We start from the raw sequence: 17403 nt of genomic DNA on the forward strand, positions 1-17403 counted from the left end.
GGCGACCGCCGACCGCCGCTGGTCGTTGGTCGCCGGTGACGCGAAGCGCCGATTCAGTGTTCGCAGCAATCAGCGCCAACGGGTTGCGAGCAGGATGCTTGCCAGCACTATTGCGAGGCCGACCGCAATCCACGCGCTGGTCGGGCTGCCGGGCAGCCAGCTCATGTAGTTCGACACGATGACGGCGGTGCCGATGCTGAGCAAGGTCAGGATCAGCCAGCCGAACCACGAAGCACTCTGCGAGCCGTGGCGGGGAGCGCTTGTGGGGGCAATCTGCGACCCTTGAGGCCGCGTGCCTTTGGGCGTGATGCGACTTGTCTTGCGAGGGCGAGCCATGGCTGATCAACCTAGTGGTGCAATCGAGATCTGAGCTGCATCGCAGGTGTGCTTCAGCGAGCGACTCTCACTCTTCACCGTCTTCGGGCGGGTCCTCGGACGCGTCATCGGGTTCCTCTTCGCCGGTGTCGGCTTCGGCCTCGCCGACGATCAGCGTCACCGTGTCATAGTTGATCTTGACGTCAGTGCCGGGGGCCGGATCGAACGTGATGACCTGCCCGTCGGCCGGATCGCCTGCGACGACTGATTGTGTGCGACGCCTGAGCCGGAAACCGAGTTCGGTCATGGCGGCCTCGACCTCGTCGGCATCAAAGGTCCCCAATGCCTGCAGGCTGGGAATGGTTGCAATCGTCGGTGGCGTGTACAGGTGGATGATGACCTCGGATCCGGCAATGAGCACAGTCCCGGGTTCGGGGCTGATGCTACGGACGACGTTGGTGTTGACCTCGACGTTGGAAACTTCGCTGAAGGTGCGTTTCACGGTGAAACCAAGCGCAATGAGTTCTGCCTCGATGCGATCGGCGACCGACGTGTCGAAATCCTCGAGAGCAGGCACCACCAATTCCTCGGGTCCATCGGATACGACCAGCGTGATCACGCTGCCCCGCTCCACCGATTCGACAGCTTCGGGGCTGCTGCGTATCACGGTCCCCTCGCTGAACTGGGTGGAGAACTCCCGCTCGACGCGGTCCACGAGACCGAGACGGGCCAGCGCGACCCGAGCGTCGTTGACTGTCTGGCCGATCAGGCGCGGAACCTCGACCTCTCCCCGCCCCGCCGAGACCGTCAGCGTGATGACCGTGCCGGCGGGCCGCTGCTCGGTGCTCGGGATGCTCTGAGCGGTCACCATCCCGATCGCCAAGCTGTCATTGGGGACATCGATGCGGTCGACGCTGAAGCCCGACAACACCAGCACGGCTTCGGCTTCTTCGTAGCCCTGCCCGACCACGTTGGGCAACTGGACCAGATTGGGCGGTTCGGCGACCAGCAGAATGATCGGATTGTCGGGATCGTTGGGCTCAGCCAGCAGCAGCCCCGGTTGGGGAATCTGATCGAACACGATGTTTTCTTCGACGTCGTCGCGCTCTTCGTATCTGGGCGTGACATGCATGAATCCGACATTGCCCAGTTCGCGCTGGGCTTCCTCGAAGGGAACACCACGGACGTTGGGCACGCGCAGACGAGCATCCGACGTGTCCGGGGGCACTGCCACCTGACCGGGTTCGCCCCGGTCGTTGACGAGCAGGAACACCAGGCCGGCGATGACCAGCAGCAGGATCACTAGCAAGGTGATCCACATGGGAGTGCGGTCCGGCGGCTCGATCTGGCTCGGTGGAGCGCTCGGGGCGTATTGGGGCGGGTATGGCTGGGGGTACTGCGGCTGCGCGTACTCGCCGTAGGGGGGCGCAGGCGGAGCGGGCGGTGGTATGTGCCCCGCTTGGGGCGTCGTTGCTGGAATCTGGCCAGTCGCCGTCAGTGTGGGCGCGGAGACTGCCGGGAAATAAGCCGTGACGTCGACGGCGGCAGCGTGCGTCGGCTGGCCGGCACGGAAGCGCAGCAGGTCGTTGCGCATCTCAGCGGCCGAGCCGTAACGGGCGTCAGGGTCTTTGGCGAGTCCGCGCAGGCAGATCGCTTCGAGTTCGTGGGGGACGTCGGCGTTGTAGCGCGACGGCGGAACCGGCGTCTCCTGGACGTGTTTGTAGGCAATCGCCACGGGGCTGTCACCGGTGAACGGCGGTCCGGCAGTGAGCACTTCGTACAGCACGACTGAGAGCGAGTACACGTCGCTGCGCGGATCCGCGTCCAGTCCTTGGGCTTGCTCGGGAGACAGGTAGGTGGCGGTGCCCATCACCGAACCCGTGCGCGTCAGATCCTCCGATGCGCCGCCGAGTGCCCGAGCGATGCCGAAGTCAGCGACCTTCACTTGGCCGGACTGGGTCATCATCACGTTTCCCGGCTTGATGTCGCGGTGAACGACGCCGTTGCCGTGTGCGAATGCCAGTGCCGCAGCGATGTCGATAGCGATGTCTGCGGCGCGGTCGGGGTGCAACGGACCCTCGCTGCGGATGACCTCAGCCAAGCTTCGCCCCTCGACGTACTCCATGACGATGTAGTAGGTGCCTTCGTGGTTGCCCCAGTCGTACACGCCGACCACGTTGGGCTGGCTCAGGTTGGCGGCGGCTTGGGCCTCCCGGCGGAAGCGCTCGACGAACGACGAATTGGCAGCGAACTCGGGGAACAGCACTTTGACCGCGACCGGCCGGTCGAGCAGCTGGTCGCGGCCCAAGAACACTTCGGACATTCCGCCCCGCGCGATGCGGCTGAACAGCTCATAGCGGCCGCCGAAGATGGGGTTTGTGGTGTCTGCCATGGACGTTGGGCTATTGCTGTCAGATCGGGCCGCCGGCTCGGCTGGTCGACGGCAGCGGGTCGGGTTAGGGGCCGTCGGCGACGGGTGTCGGGACTGCCCGCAGTGCAAGGGCGGTTTCCGCTGCGGTCGCAGCGATCATCGTTGCCAAGGTACCGTTGTCCCGCGGATCGCCCATGTCAAGTTCCGTCTCGGGTTCGATGAGTACCGCGACGGCTACCGTCGGCGTATCCGTCGGCGCCAGCAGCACCGCCCAGCTGCCGCCACTGGGTCCATCAGCCGACCGGCCGATTCCGCCGGTTGCGAGCGCTGCGGGAAGCGTGACGCCATCGGCCGGCGTCAGCTCGATCATGGCCTGCTGGGCCTCTGTGGTCATGCTCGCCAGCAGGCTGGCAGCCTCGGCAGCTTTGAAGAGGCGGCCCGCAGTTCGTGGTGTTGTGGTCGCCGATGTGTCAGCGCCTGCCGGCTGACTGCCAGTCGAGAGGGTCGCTGATCGCACGCTCACGCTGCGCACGACATAGGGGCGCATGCGCACCCCTCCGTTGGCGACCGAAGCGGCCGCGAGGGCGAGCTGCAGCGGTGTGAGCGGTACGCCCTCGCTGATCTCGCCGCGGCCGGGTTCGCCGGGCAGGTCGATGCCAGTGGGACCCAGTTGACTGCGTGCCCCATCCAGCAGGGAGGCCGCTGCGGATTCGGACGATTCGTCGGAGTTGAGGAAGTAATGCTGCCGGTAGGCGCGAGCGAGCGTCGGCACTTGGCTGGCGGCGGTCGAAGCGGGCAGTGTGCCGATGATCGCATTCGGGTCGAAGCTGGGTCGGGACCACAGCGCGATGACTGCGCCGGTACCCGGCTCGACGACGACCACGCTGCCATCTCGGTCGCCGAGCGCAGCTCGAGCGGTGAGCTGCACACCGTGATGCACCGACAAGAGGAGATCGCCGACGCGGTCGCTGTCGGCGAACAGATCCGACATGTCGCGCAGCGCGATGCTTGCTGCGTTTCCGGAGAGCTCTGCGTCGTAGCTGCGCTCGAGGCCGCTCGCTCCGGCGGCGAGTGAGAGGAATCCCGCGACATGCGCATAGAGCGTGCCGTGGGGGTAGGTGCGCAGTCGGCGCTGCTCGACTTCTTCCGGGCCGATGGCGTGGGCGATCGTCTCGCCATCCATGGTGATGATCGCGCCGCGCGCCTGCCCGAGCGCCGCTGCCGCAGCTCGCTGATTGAGTTCGTGATCTCGGAGGCCCTCCGCGGAGAGATAGCCGACATTGGTGAGCTGCACCAGGAGTACCGCAAATCCCGCGGCCAGCACGGCTGCCAATCGTACGATCCGCCGGTTCATGACTCGTCAGCCTGCAGTTGCCGGGAACCGGCGTCGCTGGCATCGGAAATGGCAAGCAGCAATCCGACGGCGATGCAGTTGCCGATCATTGCCAGAGGTCCGTAGGCCACGAACGGCAGAGCGCCGATGGTGTGCGGCAGCAGCCGCAGAACGCCGGCGATGCTGAAGAAGGCTTGCATCCCGATCACTGATGTGACAGCCGCAGCCAGGAGTCGATGTGCACCCTGCGCCCGCTGAGCGATGCCTGTGCCGACGCCGACGAGCAATGCGAACGCGATCAGCAGTGCCGCTCCGCCCAGGACGCCGAGTTCTTCGGCAACGACGGCGAAGATGAAGTCGTTGTGCGGTTGGTGCAGTAGCTGCGGCGCGCCGAGTCCGGGGCCTACCCCGCTGATGCCGCCAGCGCTGATGGCGAACGCGGCATCGACGACGGTCGCCTCGGCGGTCTCGACCCACGGGTTGAGCCAATACTGAACCTGTGCCGACAGCCGGTCGTACACCGTGATCAGCACGCCGACGCCGACAGCGTATGTAGCGATCACACCGCTGAGCGCTCTTGCTCGTGTCGACCGGGGGGCGGTCGGAATGTCACTGCCGACGAGATCGTCGCCGTCGAGCCACAGCGGCAGACAGGCAGTTGCGAACACGATCACCGAGCTGGCCAGTTCGCCGCCGATGATGAGCAGCGTCCACGCGCCGATCATGACAACGCTCGCACCCGCAGCATGACGATGCGGGATCAAGCGTGGAGTGAGCCAGCGCGGTGCGGTCGTTGCGAGTCCGCAGGCAGCGATGGCTGCGACGATCTTGGCGAGTCCGTAGGGCTGGATGCTCGGCAGCGACCCCAAGTCCAGCAACTGGCGCGGCGGCTCATAGGCACCGGCCGAGACGCTCGCTCCGCTGGCGAAGCTCCCCGCGGCGAGCAGCGCCACGGTGGCCAACCCACAGGCGCCTGGGCGGCTCAGGAACCAATCGAGGCAATCCGCTGCAGCCAGGATCCCAGCGATCGCTGCGAACCCGAGGAGCATGGCAACTGCCTGCTCGGATGCCAGTCGAGCGTCGACGCGCGCGACGAATACCCAGCCGATGCCCATGAGCAGCGCCATGAGACTGAAGAGGATCTCGTTGCCTCTCGGTGCCCATTGCCTGATCGCCCGCATCGTTGCGGCACCGCCGACGAGCACCGCTGTCAGCCAGCCAGCAGTTCCCCACAACGACGCTGCGCTGAGGAGTTCCGTTTCAGACAAGCCTCCGGATTCGCCCCTTGCCGAACTCTGTTCCAAGCCCAGCGCCACGACGGCGAAGATGGTGCAGGTCACCATGCTTACGAGCACAGCGAGCGCTGCCTCGGTGCGACGTCGTATGTGCAGCGGTGTCCTCAACGCGCGCGAGCGCGTCGCCAGCCGCGCCGCTTCGAGGCGCCTTCGGCGCTGGCAGTCTCGGCGACGGCATCGACGGGCACTGCTGTCGGCGCCTCGAGGCCTTCGATGTCGACGTCGACGACAAGCGCTGTCGAGTTGTCCCGCCCCCCGCGATCGTTGGCTTGGCGCACTAATGCGCGCGCCACCTCGGAGGGATGGCTGTCAGCGTCGAGCAGTCGGGCAATCTCCAGTTCGTCCAACTCGTTGGTGAGCCCGTCGGTGCACAGCAGGAACCGGTCATTGCCAGTGAGGTCGAGGATCCAGTCGTCGATCGACACCTCTGGCTCGACGCCGATGGCCCGCGTGAGCGTGTTGCGCCTGGGATGCTCGGCGGCCTGGGAGGGGGTGAGATCACCAGCGCGGACCATCTCGGCGACGAAGTTGTGATCCACCGTGAGCTGGGTCAGCTCACCCCTCTGATATCGGTACACACGCGAGTCGCCGACGTTGACCAAGCACCAGACCCGGCTGTCGTCGCTCTGGACTACGGCGATAGCGCACAGCGTGGTGCCCATGCCGGTCAGATCTGGATGCGCGGTTGAGCGATGGTGCACCACTTGGTTCGCGTGGCGCACAGCGGCGACCAGCTCGCTCGGTGTCGATGGGGAATTCGCTGCCAGAGTCTTGACAGCAAGGCTGGACGCCACGCTGCCGCCCAAGTGACCGCCCATGCCGTCAGCCACTACAAAAAGACCGATGTCGGCGTACATGGCGTCTTGGTTCTCGGCCCGCCGCAGCCCCTGATCCGAGGCGCCGCCCCAGCGGATGCGCATCTGGCGGGCGGGCGCGCTCATGAGCGTGCAGTCTCGCGGTGCTGCCGTGCGGCGGCGCAGCGTGCGTCGGTCAGCGCGCCGATCATGCGCTGATCTCAAAGACGGTGGAGCCGATCTGGACAAAGTCGCCGACCCGGACTGCCGTCGTGGCGGCGACCTTCTGGCGATTCAGATAGGTCCCGTTGGTCGATCCCAAGTCCTCCACGACATGCTGGTCTCCCCGGCGATAGAGCCGAGCATGGGCTTGGGAGGAGTAGCTGTCGTCGATGACCACATCGCAGTCAGCACTTCGCCCGATGGTGAGTGTGTCTCTGAGCAGGTGCCGCTCGCCCTGAGTGTGGAGCGGGGAGCAGACGACGAGTGCCAGCGGCCGCGACGCCGTCTTCCCATTGTCACGTCCGTTGCCGCGCAGCGTGAGGACGGACTTCCAGCTCAGGTGGTTGCGCGGCGTTGCCACGCCGGCCCACACGGCTCTCAGCACCCGGAAGAAGAAGAGGTACAGCAGGACGAGCACGCAGATCGCGAGCAGCTGCACCAGCTGTTCGGACATCAGCTCAGCTCCAGCCGTAGCTCGTGCCCGCCGATGGTGACCACATCGCCGACGGCGAGCCGCTCGCTGGTCACCTCGATGCCGTTCACGAGGGTCCCGTTGATGCTGGCCAGATCAACCAAGAGCACTCCCTCAGCGTCCGAATGGATCTGGGCATGTCGCCGTGAGACTCTTGGGCCGTTGAGGACGATATCGCAGTCACTCCGCCTGCCGATGACGATCCCGGAAACCAGCTCGTGGTTCTGTCCGTCGCTGCCGACCAAGCTGAGGCCATCCACATCGGCCAAGTGTAGGAGTGCGGGTCGGCAGGCTAGTCTGTTCGCCCCACGCGCGAGTGGCGGAATTCGGCAGACGCGCAGGCTTCAGGTGCCTGTGCCCGCAAGGGTGTGAGGGTTCGAGTCCCTCCTCGCGCACCGAGAGGCTGAGCCTCGGGGTTCGAGCGGAGCCAGCCAGGGCGGGAGACACAGGGGTGGGAGACACAGGGGTGGGAGACACAGGGGTGGGAGACACAGGGCGAAGCCGCGGACCGGGCTGGCCCGTCAGTCGAGGGCGCCTTCGTGCCGCAGCAGGTCGGTCTTCAGGTCCAAGCCCCCGCCGAACCCGGTGAGCGAGCCGTTGGCGCCGATCACCCGGTGGCACGGCAGCACGATGGGGACGGGATTGCGGCCGTTGGCCTGGCCCACCGCACGCACCGCCTTGGGCCGGCCGATCAGGGCTGCCTGCTCGCCATAACTGCGGGTGCTGCCGTAGGGGATGTCGCCCAGTGCCCGCCAGGCGGCCTCTTGGAATGGCGTGCCGCGCAAGTCGAGCGGCAGGTCGAAGCTGGTGCGCGTCCCGTCGAAGTATTCGCCGAGCTGCAGCGCAGTCTTCTGCAGGATGGGCTGCTCAGCGTCTTCGATCATGTCGCTTGGCAGCTTGACGGTGGTCTCGTCACCGCGCCATGACACGGCCCGCAGGCCCTGATCGGTGGCCACGAGTCCCAACGGGCCGATGGGGCTGTCGACGGTCGTATGCCAGTGGGTGTCGGTGCTCATGTCGGCTCCTGGGTTCGTCTCCGTATGAGAGGCTGGTCGGGCACAGGCCGATCTTCGGCAGGCAGATCAGCGGATGCTCGCGGTGGACGGGTGGCTGGCGTGCCAGAGGTACTGCGCGGCCCACGAACGGTACGGGCGCCAGCTCTCCGCGAGTGCTTCGAGTTCGCGGGCGCTGACGGGGTGTCCGACCAGGCGCTCTGCTGAACGGCGCAGGCCGAGGTCGGACGCGGGGAATGCGTCGTCGTGGCCGAACACGCGCATCGCGATGAGATGTGCCGTCCATGGGCCGACACCCTCCAGCTCGCACAGCCGGGCGACAGTGGCTTCCAGCGTGTCGATGGCGGTCAGGTCCAGTTCGCCGCTTGCCACTGCCTCGGAGAAGCTGACGATGGTGCGAATGCGCTGCTGGGTGAACCCCAGGCCGCCGAACGCCGCTGTTCCGGCGTCGGCGAGCGTTGCCGCGCCGGGGAAGAGATGGGTGAGTGGCACCACGACGTCGTTGCAGCACTCCAGCACGGGGTTGATCGCTGTGCCGAAGCGCTCGGCGATGCGGCCGCTGAGCGTGGTGGCGGCCGCGAGCGAGATCTGCTGCCCGACGATGATCCTTATGGCGGTCTCGAAGCGGTCCCATGAGCGCGGCACGCGCAGCCCCGGGGTCGCCTGCACCAGCGGGCCGACCACAGGATCGTCTCCGAGCACAGAGGCGGCAGGTGCGGGGTCTTCATCGGTTCCCAGCAGCACCCGGGCCCGCCCCACCGCGTCGATGATCGAGTCGTAGGTCGGCAGGTGCAGTCGCAAGTGCAAGTGGTCGCTGCGGCCGTCCGGTGACGCTGCGACTTCCGCAATGCCGGGGTACCCGCAGGCGCTGAAGCCGCGCGCGTAGGTCGAAGCGGACTCGTCGCCGGCTATGGCTTCGACGCCGGGAATCGCCCGGCACTCTTGGTGGGCGAGGAACGTGCCGAAGTCGTACGGCATCAGGGCGGGCAACGCCAGCATCAGACCCCCGTCGAGCTCGGGATGCTCTCCACGGAGGCGCTTGGAGCGCAGCTCGGTCGGCGTGAAGCAGAACACCGAGGTCATGGCCCGGTGCAGCTGTCGCGACCCGCTGAATCCTGCGGCCCGGGCGACCTCGGCGAACGTCAGATCGGTGTCGTCGATGAGGCAGCGCGCGAAGTGTGCCCGGCGGGAGCGGGCAATGGTCGTCGGCGTGGCGCCGACATGCTCTTCGAACAGCCTTCGAAGCTGCCGGGCGCTGTAGCCCACCTGCGCCGCCAGCGTTTCCTCGTCGTGGTCATCGAGGTAGCCGTCGTTGATGCGTGCCAACGCGGCTCCGACGGGTGCGGGAACGTCCAGATCAGCCAGCGAGCCGGCGCGGCGTTCAGGATGGCAGCGCAGACACGCCCGGAATCCCGCGACCTCGGCGGCCACTTGATTCGAGTAGTGCGTGACGTTGTGCGTCAGCGGCGACGCCGAGCAATCAGCCCGGCAGTAGATGCCGGTGGTGCGGACGGCATCGACCTGCATGCGAGCAGTCTGGCGCACACCGAACGGACAAATTCGGACATCACCAGTCTTGTCCGAATTTGTCCGGTATCGATCGATGTCGAATAGCCCTGAGGGCTGTCAAGCGTGTCGAGTTCTCAGGGCCTGTCGAGGTCGGAGGCTGCGCCAGAACGCTGAGCACGGCGGCGCCACCACCACGCCACGATGAGCGCGATCGCGATGACCGGCAGGAACGGCAGCAGCGCGCCGGCGATGAGCAGCAGAACGCTGCCGACGGCCAGGAGCGCATTCCACCCGCCGCTGAGCGCATCGGCGAAGCCGGGCGGCGAGTCATCCTCGGGCACCGTCAGGTGCAGCGTGGTGTCGCGGACCAGCCGGGCGAGCTTCTGCCCGTCCTCGGTGACGGGAATCGCGCTCACCCGGATGTCGATGCTCAGGCCACGGGTCGCCACACGACCTCCGATCCGCCCGTCTTCCACCCTCTCGCGCAAGATGGCAGTAGCGTGCTCGCCGGATTCGAGGCGGGCGAGGTCGACATCAGACGCAATGGAAAGATCATCGTTCCTGAAGCGCAGAGTGCTCGACGTCAGGGCGACATCAGCCAGAGTCGTCTCCCCGTCGTTCTCCAACTCGATGCAGATGCCCACCTCGTCTTTGGGCTCGGTCATCAGATCGCTGAACCCGAAGCACGGGTCGTCATCACCTGCGGCGAGCCATGCGCGCAGCGCCAGCGATGAGGGCGGCAGAGCTTCGACTGACTCGCTGATCGCCAGGGTGATGGTGGACAACTGCACCTGGTCTCGCAGCGTGCGCAGCTGGCCCCGGAGAACCTCGAGGTTGGTTTCTCGCTCGCTGAGTTCGCGCTCGAGTTCGGCGATGCCCTCTACATCGGTGGCGCGGTTCAGGAATTCGCGCATCCGCTCGACGCTGGTAGCTGCGCTGGAGATGCGGCTGTCGAGGTCGACGATGGCGCCGGCGACATCCTGAGCGTTGACCGACTGGTTCACGAGCTCGCCGACCCTGGACAGGCGATGCAACGCTTCGGTGAAGTTCTCGGGACGGATCTTGAAGACCAGCGTCGTGTGTGCTCTGCCCTGGGTAAGGGTCTCCTGGCCGAAGATGAACCCTCCGAGTTCTTGAACAATCACAAGTGCGTCGGCCGCCGCGGCGGAGACATCGGCAGTCTGCACCTCGATGGACGCCATGTAGATGACGTCGCGTTTGAGGTCGGTGGGGATGGCCGGCACGTCGTTGGCCAGTGCACTGGTGCCTGTGCCCGCCGCCGAGCCCCCACGGGCAGATGCCGGCGTCACCACGACTTCCTCTGCCTCCATTGCCTCGCCCTCTTCCTTTGCGAAATCAGCGCTGTCGTCCGCATCAGCGCTGTCGTCCGCAAATGCAGCCGCAGTCGCGATTCCGTCGGCTGACTCGTAGCCGTAGTCGCCGTCGCCGCCGAACCCATTGCCACTGACAGTGAAGTCGACGAGTGCAATGAGGACAATGAGGCCGAGCATCGAGATGCCGGCGAGCGCCAGCCGCCGGCGGACAGACGCGCGTCGCCAGAAATTTGGGCGTTCAATCGGGGATGCATCAATGTCGGTGTTCATGGTGGTCTCCTGACTGATGATCGTGCGGTTGTTTGGAGCGGTCATGGCGCTTTCCCTCGGGGCGGGGTGTTGCGCCGCTCTGCCTGAATGACGTCCATCGTCGCGCCAGCGTTCCCTGCAGGGCTGTTGCAGTTCCGTGTCGGTCTGCGGTTCATGACATGCCACTGTGTCATGAGGCCGTGACGCTGTCAGCGGAAGGCGGGTATGCCGGTGATCTGCTGGCCGAGGATCAGCCCGTGGATTTCCTCAGTGCCCTCATAGGTCATGACCGATTCCATGTTCGCCGCATGACGCATCGGCGCGTACTCCGTGGAGACCCCGTTGGCCCCCATCATCGCCCGGGCAGTGCGGGCCGTATCGATGGCCACCCGGCGGTTGTGTCGCTTGGCCATCGAGATGTGATGCGGTCGCAACCGGTGCTGCTCCTTGATCTGGCCGAGCCGCATAGGTGGTCGGACTCGGTCAGCCCGAAGCAGCCGATGATCTCGCCGGCTGCCATGCGCGGCAGCCAGTGCTCCTTCTGTTCGGTCGAGCCGTAGCGCCAGATCGGGAACAGGCACAGCGATCCCTGCACCGACACGAAGCTGCGCAGGCCGCTGTCGCCGGCTTCCAGCTCACGGCATGCCACGCCGTACGCCATCGCCGACGCACCGGCGCAGCCGTAGCCGTCGAGGTGCATCCCCAGCAGTCCCATGTCGGCGATCACCGGGATGAACTCGGTGGGGAAGGTGCCCGCCTCGAAGTGCTCGGCCACGATCGGGTCCCATTCCTTCGCGACGAAGGCGGCGACCGTGTCGCGGATCATGGCCTCCTCGTCGCTGAGGAATTCGTCCATCTCATAGAAGTCCGACAGGGGGGCAGGCGTCTGGCTCATGTGGGCATACTGCCGCCTTCGATGCGAGAACGCTCATCTGTGCGGTCATTGCTTCCCGCTCTCGTTCGGTGTGCTCGCTCGACGCGGGTTCACGGACCGCTCGGGCCCAAGGCTCAGCCGCTGAGTACTGTGCGCAGCCATGGGTGATGACACGGACGACGAACCCGAGGCGCGCCGGCCAGTCGAGAGCCGGCTCTACTTCCGACAATTGCTGTCGGGCCAAGACTTCGCCACCAGCGACCCGATCGCCCGTCAGATGGTGAACTTCGCCTATCTCATCGGTGATCGGGAGACCCGTGAAGCAGTCGTGGTGGATCCCGCCTACAACGTCGACGACCTGCTTGACATCCTCGCTGAGGACGAGATGAACCTGGTCGGGGTGCTGGCCACGCACTTTCACGCCGATCACATCGGCGGGAACATGATGGGCTACAGCATTGAGGGCGTCGCCCAGCTGCTCGAACGCCAGGGCACGAAGATCCACCTGCAGGCGCCCGAGGCCGAGTTGGTGCGAAAGACCACCGGCATCTCGATGAGCGACATGGAGTTGCACGCTCCTGGCGATGTCGTGTCGGTGGGCGCCGTCGACATCGAACTGCTGCATACGCCCGGGCACACGCCTGGCAGCCAGTGCTTCTTGGTAGGCGGGGCGCTTGTCGCCGGCGACACGCTCTTTCTCGACGGCTGTGGTCGGATGGATCTGCCGGGCAGCGATCCTGCGGCGATGTATCGCTCGCTGCACGACACGCTGGCCAAGGTGCCCGACTCGGCCGTGCTGTTTCCCGGCCATCGGTACTCGTTCGAGCCGTACGCCACCATGGGCCAGACCCGCCAGATGAATTACGTCTTCAAGCCGAGCAGCGAGGCGCAGTGGCTGATGATGTTCGGGCAGGGTTGAGCGTGGCGTCCTGCGCCGAGAGTGTGATGGTGGCGCAGCGGAAGCGATCACGGTCGACATCGACTCCACGCTGTGGGAGGTGCACAGCGACGCGAAGCACGGCGCCGCGTACGGCCACGGCGGGCGGCTGGGGTATCACCCGCTGGTCGTGGCCCGCGACGACACCGGCGAGATCGTGCACTCCCGGATGCGCAAGGACTCCTCGCAGCGGGGACACGTCGATTTCGCCGCGGGCAAACCCAAGCGCACGGCGCGTCTCGTGGTGCGCCGCACCCGCCTGGCCGGCGGCCAAGCCGAGCTGCGGCCGAACTGGCGCCACCACGCCGTGGTCACCGACATCCCCGCTGAGGGGCTCGACACCAAAGCAGCCGACACCGCGTACCGCGCTCACGCCCGCGTCGAACAAGCCGTCCGCGACATCAAAGCCGGCGGCCTCGCCCACTGCCCCTCCGGACGGTTCGCGGCGAACGCCGCCCGGCTCGCCTTCGCCGCGCCGGCGCACAACAACGCTGAGAACCCACACAACCCGCCAACACCCCACCCCACCAGTGGATCAGGGCTAAGCGGACGCGCAGATGCGAGTCCTGCAGAGACGATTTGTACGCTGCCGCGATGGCCGAACGACCCGCCCTTGACCCGTTGGCGCCCGGCCTGATGGTGTGCGGGACCGCTTCCAACGCTGGCAAGAGCACCATCGTCGCGGGGTTGTGCCGCTTGCTGGCGAGGCGGGGCGTGCGCGTCGCACCGTTCAAGGCGCAGAACATGGCGCTGAACTCGGCGGTGACCGTGTCGGGCCACGAGATCGGCCGCGCCCAGTTCAGCCAGGCGCAGGCAGCAGGCACCGAAGCCAGCGTGGACATGAACCCGGTGCTCATCAAGCCGACGTCGGACACCGACGCGCAGATCGTGGTGAACGGCAAGCCGTTTGCGACCATGACCGCTGCCGAGTATCACAAGCACAAGCCCGAACTGTTCGAGCTGGTGCTGACAGCGCTGCAGCGCTTGCGACGCGAATTCGATGCCGTCGTGCTTGAGGGTGCCGGCAGCCCGGCCGAGATCAACCTTGCCGCCAGTGACATCGTGAACCTGCGGGTTGCCGAGCGTGCAGGCTTGTCGGCGATCGTGGTCGGCGACATCGACCCGGGAGGTGTGTTCGCATCGCTCTTCGGCACTGTCGCGTTGCTGCCGCCCAGCCAGCGCGAGCTGGTGCGGGGCTTCGTCATCAACAAGTTCCGTGGTGACCCGGTGCTGCTCGGCGATGGACTGGCAGACATCGAGCGCCGCTGCGACGTGCCCGTGCTGGGCGTTCTGCCGATGCTCGACAGCATTCAGATCGATGCCGAGGATTCGGTGGCGCTCAGCGAGCTTCCCCCGCCCAGCGCTGACGCGCACCTCGACGTTGCCGTCATCGCATTCCCGTGCCTGTCGAATTTCACCGACTTCGATCCGCTGTTCGCCGAGCCGGATGTCGCTGTGCGGTTCGTGCGCTCGGTGCGCGAACTCGGCAGGCCCGATGTCATCGTGCTGGGCGGCTCCAAGGCCACTGCCCAAGACTTGGCGTGGATGCGGTCGCGAGGCCTCGCGCAGGCGGTGGAGGCGGCAGCATCCGATCACGACGCCGTGGTGCTGGGAATCTGCGGTGGCTACCAGATGCTGGGCCGCAGCATCACTGACGAGGTCGAATCGCGCTGTGGGCGGGTGCCGGGCTTGGGCCTGCTCGATGTGGAGACCGTATTCGAGGACAGCAAAGTGCTCGCTCAGCGTCGGGGTGAGGCGTTCGGCGGTCATGTCGAGGGCTACCAGATCCACCACGGACGGGTGCGTCTGTGCGTCGATGCCGAAGGGGAGCCATGGCTCTGGCTGGACGGCGAATCCGACGGCTGGCGCAATGGCCGCGTCATGGGTACCTCGCTGCACGGGGTGTTCGATGCGGACGGGTTTCGCCACGCGTTTCTCGCACATGTGGCCGCGATCGGTGGCTGCGGATTTGCGCCGACACCCGGCTCCTTCGCGGCGCGCCGGGATGAGCAGTTCGACCGCGTCGCCGACTCGCTCGCCGCTCACCTCGATGTCGAGGCGCTCTGGGAGATGATGGGTATCGCTGCGTTGACGGCGTGACATCCGACGGGTTTGCCCAGTGGCATTCCCGCCGCAACAGATCAGTAGTCGATGCCCTTCTTGGCGCGGATGCCCGAGTCGTAGGCGTGCTTGGTCTTTCCCATCTCCGTCACGGTGTCGGCCAAGTCGATCATCCACTCCGGTGCGTCGCGTCCCGTGAGCACCAGTGAGACGCGTTCAGGCCGGTTGCGGAAGGTCTCATCCACGTCTGCGGCATCAATCCATCCCCAGTTCAGCGGGTAGGTGATCTCGTCGAAGATCACCAGCCGGTGGTCGCCTGCCTGTACCAGCGCCTTGCCGTGCCGCCACGCCTCACGGGCCTCGGCCTCATCGCGTGTGAGGTCCTCGCTGTCCCATGTGAAGCCTTCGCCGAGCGACCAGAAGTCGATGCCCAGCGGCTCGGCCATCATCTGCTCGCCGGTCACCCAGTTGTCGGACTTCAGGAATTGCACCACCGCAACCGGCCATTCCCGCGCTCGTGCTCGCATCGCCATGCCGAAGGCCGCAGATGACTTGCCTTTGCCATCGCCGGTGTTGACCACTACTAGGCTGCGCGCGGTGCGCAGCCCGTCGGGGCGGGGATCATCAGTGGGCGGAGCGTCGGTGGGCGTCGAGCCGTCAGGCTGTGATGCATTCATGAGTGGTCTCCATTCTGTGCGGTGCCGCCGTTCGCCGGCGCCGCCTTGTTGGTGTCTGATGTTGTCGTTGCTGTGGGAACGATCACCGGGCCCTCGGGATCGTCGATCACCCGGACTTGGGCGTCGAAGTGCTCTGCGATGTTGGCAACAGTGAGCACCTCGCTGGGCGTACCCCGCTGCGCAATGACGCCCGCCGCCAGGATGGCCACCTGGTCGCCATAGCGGGCAGCGAGGGTCAGATCGTGCAGCGTGGCGATGACCGTCAAGCCACGCTCGCGACGCAGCGCGTCGACCAAGTCGAGCACGTCCTGCTGGTGGCCGAGGTCGAGTGCGGTTGTCGGTTCGTCGAGCAGCAGGATGTCGGCTTGCTGCACGAGAGCTCTGGCGAGCACCGTGCGCTGGCGTTCACCTCCAGAAAGCGACTGCATGGCACGGTCACCGAATCCGACGAGATCGAGGCGCTCGAGCACGTCGGCGGCGATCTCGCGATCGGTCGACGTCTCGCCGGCGAAGATGCTGCGGTGGGGCGTGCGGCCCAGCAGCACGTAGTCGGCGACGAGCATGCCCCGGGGAATGACCGGCGTTTGCGGCACGTAGGCGACCTTGCGAGCTCGCTCGGCGCGTCGCAGCTTCGTGAGTCCGTCGATGCGGATGTCGCCGTCGTGGGCCACGAGGCCCAGCACGGCGCGCAGCAGGGTGGTCTTGCCGGCCCCGTTCGGGCCGATGATGTTGACCCACTCGCCTTGAGACACAGCCAGATCGACGCCGCCCAGGACGTGGGTCCCGTTGAGCCGGACATCGAGCGACTGCAGGTCGACGGCGGCGGTCACCAGATCTCCCGCCGGCTTGTACGCAGCACGAACACGAAGAAGGGCGCTCCGAGGAATGCCGTGACCACGCCGATCGGCAGTTCGGCGGGGGACAGCACCGTGCGCGCGGTCAGGTCGGCGAGCACCAGGAACGCCCCGCCGAACAGCACCGAGAGCGGCAGCAGAACGCGGTTGCTGCTGCCGAAGATCAACCGAATCGTGTGCGGCACGATGATGCCGACGAAGCTGATCAACCCGCTCACCGACACGGCAGCGGCCGCGCCGAGCGACGCCGCAATCAGGACGATCAGCCGGATCCGGCGGGGCTCGAGGCCGAGTGCCGCGGCCTCTTCGTCCCCGACGGCAAGCACGTCCAGTGCTCGCCGGTAGCGCAGCACGATGGCTGTCGTCAGCAGGAAATACGGCAGCAGCAGCGCTGGCTCGGCCCAGCCCGAGGTGGCGATCCGGCCGAGGAGCCACGCGAGGATCTGGCGGAACGCATCTGCATTGGCCTGCAGGAGATACGTCTGGCAGGCCGCCAGAAAGCTCGCCACGGCGATGCCGGCAAGGATCAGCGAAGCTGTCGAGCGTCCGCCGATGTGTCCCGCGAGGTAGGCAACCGTCACCGCGCCGAGTGCGCCGCCGAATGCAGCGAGCGGAACGAGATCGAACACACCGGCGCCGTCGCCGAGGTCATTGACGATGGCGATGGTCGCTCCTAGTCCGGCACCGGCGGCAATGCCGAGCAGGTACGGATCGGCGAGGGGGTTTCGGAATGCCGCCTGATAGGTGGCACCGCTCATGGCAAGCGTGGCGCCCACCAGCAGTCCCAGCACAACCCGCGGCAGCCGGATGTCGGTGACGATCGCCTTGTGCGCATCGTTGAGTCCCGACTCGACCGAAACGCCAGGCAGCAGATCGGCGAGCTCCATCAGCACTCGATGAGCCGAGATGCCGACTGGGCCGACGGTGAGCCCGGCGACGACCGCGATGATGACGGCAACGAAGCCGGCGACGAGCGCCGGTGCCCGCAGTCGCGATGCCGCCAGCTCGATGCCGGTGCCACCGGCTGCGCCAGATGCGCTCGAAGCGGTCATCGCTGCTCTAGCCCTCAGTCACCGGTGCCGTAGGTGACGCC

The 17403-nt window shown here is 66.5% G+C and carries 16 protein-coding genes, 1 tRNA gene and 1 pseudogene; 4 read left to right on the forward strand and 14 right to left on the reverse strand.

Annotated features, from left to right (window positions below; genetic code table 11):
• Nucleotides 1-69: 69 nt before the first annotated feature.
• The 7 genes from ACOGXQ_RS11065 to ACOGXQ_RS11095 all read right to left on the reverse strand — a co-directional run bounded on the left by ACOGXQ_RS11065 (nucleotide 70) and on the right by ACOGXQ_RS11095 (nucleotide 7062).
• Nucleotides 70-336, reverse strand: coding sequence for a cell division protein CrgA (locus ACOGXQ_RS11065; protein ID WP_419943732.1), 267 nt, complete (start codon nucleotides 334-336; stop codon nucleotides 70-72).
• 67 nt (nucleotides 337-403) lie between these two features.
• Nucleotides 404-2707 (reverse strand): Stk1 family PASTA domain-containing Ser/Thr kinase, encoded by a 2304-nt coding sequence (pknB, locus tag ACOGXQ_RS11070; RefSeq protein WP_419943733.1) that lies wholly within the window; start codon nucleotides 2705-2707, stop codon nucleotides 404-406.
• 64 nt (nucleotides 2708-2771) lie between these two features.
• Nucleotides 2772-4040 (reverse strand): penicillin-binding transpeptidase domain-containing protein, encoded by a 1269-nt coding sequence (locus tag ACOGXQ_RS11075; RefSeq protein ID WP_419943734.1) that lies wholly within the window; start codon nucleotides 4038-4040, stop codon nucleotides 2772-2774.
• Nucleotides 4037-5362, reverse strand: a complete 1326-nt coding sequence (locus tag ACOGXQ_RS11080) for an FtsW/RodA/SpoVE family cell cycle protein (protein ID WP_419943735.1) — start codon at nucleotides 5360-5362, stop codon at nucleotides 4037-4039. Before ACOGXQ_RS11080 ends, ACOGXQ_RS11075 begins: the two co-directional genes overlap by 4 nt.
• Before the next feature lie 56 nt (nucleotides 5363-5418).
• Nucleotides 5419-6255 carry a protein phosphatase 2C domain-containing protein gene (locus tag ACOGXQ_RS11085; protein ID WP_419943736.1) on the reverse strand — a complete coding sequence of 279 codons (837 nt, stop codon included), beginning with the start codon at nucleotides 6253-6255 and terminating at the stop codon, nucleotides 5419-5421.
• Between the two features lie 61 nt (nucleotides 6256-6316).
• Entirely contained in the window at nucleotides 6317-6784 is a 468-nt protein-coding gene (locus ACOGXQ_RS11090) for an FHA domain-containing protein (protein WP_419943737.1), read from the reverse strand.
• On the reverse strand, nucleotides 6784-7062 hold the full coding sequence (locus ACOGXQ_RS11095) for an FHA domain-containing protein (RefSeq protein WP_419947378.1): 279 nt from the start codon (nucleotides 7060-7062) through the stop codon (nucleotides 6784-6786). Before ACOGXQ_RS11095 ends, ACOGXQ_RS11090 begins: the two co-directional genes overlap by 1 nt.
• Nucleotides 7063-7112: 50 nt before the next feature.
• Between ACOGXQ_RS11095 and ACOGXQ_RS11100 the strand changes: the two genes are divergently transcribed.
• Nucleotides 7113-7197, forward strand: a tRNA-Leu gene (locus ACOGXQ_RS11100).
• Between the two features lie 126 nt (nucleotides 7198-7323).
• Here ACOGXQ_RS11100 and ACOGXQ_RS11105 read toward each other — a convergent pair.
• From ACOGXQ_RS11105 to ACOGXQ_RS11120, 4 genes and pseudogenes are all read right to left on the reverse strand, one after another.
• Nucleotides 7324-7818 carry a methylated-DNA--[protein]-cysteine S-methyltransferase gene (locus tag ACOGXQ_RS11105; RefSeq protein ID WP_419943738.1) on the reverse strand — a complete coding sequence of 165 codons (495 nt, stop codon included), beginning with the start codon at nucleotides 7816-7818 and terminating at the stop codon, nucleotides 7324-7326.
• Nucleotides 7819-7884: 66 nt separating this feature from the next.
• Nucleotides 7885-9342: an AlkA N-terminal domain-containing protein gene (locus ACOGXQ_RS11110; RefSeq protein ID WP_419943739.1), complete on the reverse strand. Its 1458-nt coding sequence runs from the start codon at nucleotides 9340-9342 to the stop codon at nucleotides 7885-7887.
• 116 nt (nucleotides 9343-9458) lie between these two features.
• On the reverse strand, nucleotides 9459-10973 hold the full coding sequence (locus ACOGXQ_RS11115) for a DUF4349 domain-containing protein (protein ID WP_419943740.1): 1515 nt from the start codon (nucleotides 10971-10973) through the stop codon (nucleotides 9459-9461).
• Between the two features lie 143 nt (nucleotides 10974-11116).
• Nucleotides 11117-11781 (reverse strand): annotated as a pseudogene (locus tag ACOGXQ_RS11120) (acyl-CoA dehydrogenase family protein).
• 160 nt (nucleotides 11782-11941) lie between these two features.
• Here ACOGXQ_RS11120 and ACOGXQ_RS11125 point away from each other — a divergent pair.
• From ACOGXQ_RS11125 to ACOGXQ_RS11135, 3 genes are all read left to right on the forward strand, one after another.
• On the forward strand, nucleotides 11942-12700 hold the full coding sequence (locus tag ACOGXQ_RS11125) for an MBL fold metallo-hydrolase (protein ID WP_419943741.1): 759 nt from the start codon (nucleotides 11942-11944) through the stop codon (nucleotides 12698-12700).
• A 79-nt stretch (nucleotides 12701-12779) separates the two neighbouring features.
• Nucleotides 12780-13355 (forward strand): hypothetical protein, encoded by a 576-nt coding sequence (locus ACOGXQ_RS11130; RefSeq protein WP_419943742.1) that lies wholly within the window; start codon nucleotides 12780-12782, stop codon nucleotides 13353-13355.
• Nucleotides 13313-14818 (forward strand): cobyric acid synthase, encoded by a 1506-nt coding sequence (locus ACOGXQ_RS11135; protein ID WP_419943743.1) that lies wholly within the window; start codon nucleotides 13313-13315, stop codon nucleotides 14816-14818. The genes ACOGXQ_RS11130 and ACOGXQ_RS11135 overlap by 43 nt, the downstream gene beginning before the upstream one ends.
• Before the next feature lie 41 nt (nucleotides 14819-14859).
• Here the strand turns inward: ACOGXQ_RS11135 and cobO are convergent, their stop codons facing one another.
• From cobO to ACOGXQ_RS11150, 3 genes are read right to left on the reverse strand one after another with little or no spacing between them, the layout of a single operon-like run.
• Nucleotides 14860-15456: a cob(I)yrinic acid a,c-diamide adenosyltransferase gene (gene cobO / locus ACOGXQ_RS11140; protein ID WP_419943744.1), complete on the reverse strand. Its 597-nt coding sequence runs from the start codon at nucleotides 15454-15456 to the stop codon at nucleotides 14860-14862.
• Nucleotides 15453-16289, reverse strand: coding sequence for an ABC transporter ATP-binding protein (locus ACOGXQ_RS11145; protein WP_419947379.1), 837 nt, complete (start codon nucleotides 16287-16289; stop codon nucleotides 15453-15455). Before ACOGXQ_RS11145 ends, cobO begins: the two co-directional genes overlap by 4 nt.
• A complete protein-coding gene (locus tag ACOGXQ_RS11150; protein ID WP_419943745.1) occupies nucleotides 16283-17362 on the reverse strand; it encodes a FecCD family ABC transporter permease in 1080 nt (359 codons plus the stop codon). The genes ACOGXQ_RS11145 and ACOGXQ_RS11150 overlap by 7 nt, the downstream gene beginning before the upstream one ends.
• Nucleotides 17363-17403 lie beyond the last annotated feature (41 nt).

It is taken from the genome of Candidatus Poriferisodalis sp. (assembly GCF_965208485.1).
Lineage (GTDB): Bacteria > Actinomycetota > Acidimicrobiia > Acidimicrobiales > Poriferisodalaceae > Poriferisodalis.